This window comes from Dietzia sp. SLG310A2-38A2 (assembly GCF_014145095.1).
Lineage (GTDB): Bacteria > Actinomycetota > Actinomycetes > Mycobacteriales > Mycobacteriaceae > Dietzia.
Map to the genome: position 1 here is coordinate 1 of NZ_JAALDX010000198.1, position 4,635 is coordinate 4,635.

Consider the following 4,635-nt stretch of genomic DNA (forward strand, 5'->3'; position numbering starts at 1 on the left):
GGCCGGCCCGCCCGCGGGCGGGGTCGGGTTCTGGATCGACGAGGTCACGGTCGGATCGGAGGGCACCGACCAGAAGGCGTCGTTGGTGAAGAACTGGCCCGGGTCGTCGACCTGGTACTTGGCCAGCAGCTCACGCTGGACCTTGAACAGGTCCTCCGGGTAGCGCAGGTGCTCCTCGAGCTCCTCCGAGATCGCGTCCCGCGGCTGCACGATGCCGGGCAGGGCCTTCATCCAGGTCTGCAGCACCGGGTCCGACTCGTCGAACGCGTAGAGGTCCACCGTGCCGTCGTAGGCGTCGACCGTGGCCTTGACCGAGTTGCGGATGTACGAGACCTCCTCGTCCGGCAGCACCCGGCCGCCGGCCTCGTTGGTCGAGTCGGCCGTCATGGCCTCCAGGGAACTCAGTTCGGCGTACGGATAGGTCTTGAGCGTGGTGTACCCGTCGACGATCCACTTGATCCGGCCGTCGATCACGGCCGGGTACGTGTTGGTGTCGGTGGTCAACCACGGGGCGATCTTCTGGACACGGTCCCGGGGGTCGCGGTCGTAGATGATCTTGGAATCGTCGCCGATCAGGCTGGACAGCAGGATGTTGCGCTCGGCGAACCTCAGCGCGTAGGCCGTGCGGTTGATCCAGCCGCCGACCGGCACCCCGCCCTCACCGGTGTAGGTGTACTGCTCGGTGTCCGTGTCGTACTCGCGGGGGCCCTCGCCGTTGTCGCCGACGATGGCGTAGTCGGGGTCGGACTGGGCGATGAGCGGACCGAAGTAGGTCCGCGGCTGGGTCACCGGGATCACCATCTCCTGGCCACTGGCGATGGCCTCGAGGTCGGAGACCTGGAAGTTCGGCAGACCGCCGCGGTCCGAACCGGCGTCGTCCGCGATCTCGTTGACGCGGTTGGCGGGCGCGGAGACGAATCCGTTGCCGTGGGTGTAGACGGTGTGCCGGTTGATCCAGTCCCGCTGGTTGGCCTGCAGGGACTCCGGGTTGAGCTCGCGGGCGGCCACGAGGAAGTCCCGCATCTCACCATCGATCGTGTACCTGTCGATGCCGAGCGTCTCGGGGAAGCCGTAGAAGTTCCGCAGCTGGTGCAGCTGCGTGAACGTGGGCGAGAGGACGTTGGGGTCGAGCACGCGGACATTGGACAGCGTCGTGACGTCCGAGCCGGCCTCCCGCGGGTTCGGGTCGGCCGAGCCCCAGTTCTCTATATAGGTCACGCGGTCGTCACCGATGTCGTACGCGGCCCGCGTGGCCTCGATGTTGCGGGCGATGTACTCCCGTTCCTTCTCGGCGCGGTTGGGGTTGACGGAGAACTGCTCCACGGCGAGCGGCCAGGCCGAGCCCACCACGAGCGCGGAGAACAGCAGGAGCACGGTGGCGAGCGCGGGGATGCGCAGGTCCTTGATCACGATCGCGGAGAAGAAGGCGATCGCGCAGACTATGGCCACGGAGAACATGAAGATCTTGGCCGGGATCAGCGCGTTGACGTCGGTGTGTCCGGCACCGGTGAACGTCGCGTTCTCACGGAACAGCAGCTCGTAGCGGTCGAGCCAGTAGGCGGCCGCCTTGAGGAGGATGAACAGTCCGGCGAGGCTGACCAGTTGGATCCGGGCGCCGCGGGTCAGCGCACCCTCACGCGCTCCGGGACGGAGCCCACCGAACAGGTAGTGCGTGACGAGATTGGCGAGGAACGCCAGGACCACCGCCACCATGAGCCAGGTGACGATCGACCGCCACAGCGGCAGCTCGAAAGCGTAGAAGGAGATGTCGAGCCCGAATTGCGCATCCGTCTGACCGAACGGCGTGGAGTTGAAGAACGCGAGGATCGACTGCCAGCCCGACTGCGCCACCGATCCGGCGAGAAGGCCGATCGCGACAGGGACCCACAGCACCGTCTTGGCCGGCGAGTCGCCGAGGGCCGCCCGGTACCTCGCCAACGCATCGGGCATCCCCGGTTGTGCCAGGAACACCGGCCGGTAACGGAAGGCCAGCAGGATCCCCGCGGCGATCGCGAGTCCCACGAGGAGGGCGACCACGACGAACAGACCGATCCGCGTGAGCAGCTCGGTCCTCATCACACTGGTGGCGTCGACCGAGCCGAACCACAGCCAGTTGGTGTAGGTGGAGTTGATCCTCGGTAGTACCTGGATCAGGACGATGAGGATGACGATCGAGATGGCGACGGCTCGGCCGCGACGTGAGATCGCGATCGGCCGACCGGGATTACCGGGTGGGCGGACGGACACCGGGGAAGCTCCTGGACTGCTGGGGCGGACATGCTAGTGGAACCCACCTTACGGAAAAGCGCCGTCTCACCCGCAGGTCGGTGGCTCTCCCCCGGAAACGGCCTCGTCCAGCGCCTCCAGCGCGCCCCGGAGGGTGTCCACCTCGATCAGGCGGATCCCACCCGGCGGGTCCTGCACGGCTTCCGCACAGTTTCCCGCGGGGACGAGGAACTCGGTCGCACCCGCCTCCCGGGCGGCCCGGATCTTGTGGGTGATCCCACCGATCGGACCGACCGTGCCGTCGACCCGGATGGTGCCCGATCCGGCGACCTCGGCCCCGCCGGTCAACTCACCAGGGGACAGCTTGTCCACGATCGCGATCGCCAGGACCAGCCCCGCCGAGGGGCCGCCCACGTTCGGGTCGATGTTGATCTCGACGTCGGTCCCGTCCGCCGGCGTGTCGCCGACGAGGATGCCCAGGCGGCCCTGGTCGGGATCGCCGTCCGGACCGGCGGGCTGCAACGTCGTCGTCGTCGTCTCCTCACGCCCGTCCCTGGTGAACCCGATCCGGACCTCGTCGCCCGGACGGTGGGCACTGACCTGCTCGACCACCGCAGTCGAATCCGAGACGCGCTCCCCGTCGATCGAGGTCAGGATGTCGCCCTCACGGAGGAGATCGGCTGCCGCGCCCTCCGGGTCGACGGCCTCGACCCGGGGCTGCATCGGGATCCCCAGGTATCCGTAGGCGGCGGCCTCCGCCGAGTTCTCCGACCCCACCATCTCCGCGGCGTTGGACTCGCGGACCTCGTCCCTGGACCGCTCCGGGGGGAAGACCTGATCTCGGGGGACCACGACCTGCACCGGATCAAGCCAGAACCTCATGGCGTCGAGGAGGGTCAGGTTGTCCCGGACCGCGACCGTCGTCATCCGCAGAGCACCGGAGGTCTCGTCCGCCTCCCGGCCGCTGACCTCGACGACGGGGACCGTCTCCACCCGGTCCTCACGCTCGACCTCGACCTCACCGAAGGTGTCGTAGGTGGGTCCGGGGCCCATGGCCACGAGCGGGACGGTCGCCGACGTGGCGAGGACGAGCAGCAGCACCGCCGGGACCAGAGCGGCGAGGAGGGTCAGCAGTCGGCGACTCACGGGGGCAAGGGTAGTCCGCGCGGGCGAAACCGTGACGTCGCGCCCGGACCTGCACACCCGTCGGGCTGTACCGTTGTGGCATGAACCAGCCCTTCGGTTTCTCCGCTTCCGATGACGACGGTCGCGACGACGACCGGGGCCGCGACCCGGGCGGCTCCGGCGGTTTCGACCCCTCCCAGTTCGGCCAGTTCGGCCAGATGCTCTCCCAGTTCGGGCAGATGCTCGGCTCCATGGGCTCCGCGATGAGCGGGCCGGGCGCCTCGGGGCCGGTGAACTACCAGCTCGCCCGCACCGTGGCACTGCAGGCCCTCGGCCGGACCCCCGTCGTGAGCGAGGCCTCCGGCACCGCCGCGAAGGAGTCCGTCCGGCTGGCGGAACTGTGGCTTGACGAGACCACCCTGTTCACCTCCGGCGTGCACAGGACGGAGGTGTGGACCCCCCAGCAGTGGGTCGAGCAGTCGCTGCCGACGTGGGAGAAGATCTGCACCCCGGTCGCCGAACAGATGAACTCGGCCACCAAGGGGGCGATGCCCGAGGAGGCGCGCCAGCTCGCCGGGCCGCTGCTGGGCATGCTCGACCAGATGGGCGGCATGGGCTTCGGGATGCAGCTCGGCCAGGGGCTGGGCAAGCTCGCACCGGCCGTGCTGTTCTCCTCCGAGGTCGGACTGCCGTTCGGGGACGACGGGGTGGCCGCCCTGTGCCCGACCGCGATCGACGCGTTCGCCGACGAGCTCGAACTCCCCCGCCAGGAGGTCGTGGTGTTCCTGGCCGCGCGCGAGGCCGCCCATATCCGGTTGTTCGCCGGTGCGCCCTGGCTGCGAGCGCGGGTGCTGGCCACCGTCGAGGAGTACGCCCGCGGGATCCGGGTCGACACCTCGGGGTTGGACGACCTCGCCTCGGGCCTCGACCCGTCCATCCTCCAGGACCCCACCAAGCTCCAGGAGTTGCTGTCCGGCGGCGCGGGCGCCATCGGGCCCAAGGTGACCAACGTGAACGAGGCCGCGCTCGGCCGCCTCGAGACGCTGCTCGCGCTGGTCGAGGGCTGGGTCGACGCCGTCGTCACCGCCGCGGTCGGCGACCGCCTTCCCAGTGCCGACAAGCTGCGTGAGATGTGGCTGCGACGCCGCGCCACCGGTGGAGCGGCCGAGCAGGCCTTCGCCAGTCTTGTCGGTCTCGAACTGCGCCCGCGGAAGGCGCGCGAGGCGTCGGAGTTGTGGCGCCGGGTCGGAGAGGCGGTCGGTACCGATCGCCGCGACGGCCTGT

General features: G+C 69.4%; 3 protein-coding genes. 1 reads left to right on the forward strand and 2 read right to left on the reverse strand.

Features of this window, described 5'->3' with window-relative positions:
• Together G6027_RS07620 and G6027_RS07625 are read right to left on the reverse strand one after the other, a co-directional pair.
• Positions 1–2,247 (reverse strand): UPF0182 family protein (locus G6027_RS07620; protein ID WP_182636645.1); only part of this gene is annotated, 2,247 nt, incomplete at its 3' end.
• Between the two features lie 66 nt (positions 2,248–2,313).
• Entirely contained in the window at positions 2,314–3,372 is a 1,059-nt protein-coding gene (locus G6027_RS07625; protein WP_182636646.1) for a PDZ domain-containing protein, read from the reverse strand.
• 80 nt (positions 3,373–3,452) lie between these two features.
• Here G6027_RS07625 and G6027_RS07630 point away from each other — a divergent pair.
• Positions 3,453–4,635: zinc-dependent metalloprotease (locus tag G6027_RS07630; RefSeq protein ID WP_182636647.1), on the forward strand; the 1,183-nt coding region annotated here is incomplete at its 3' end.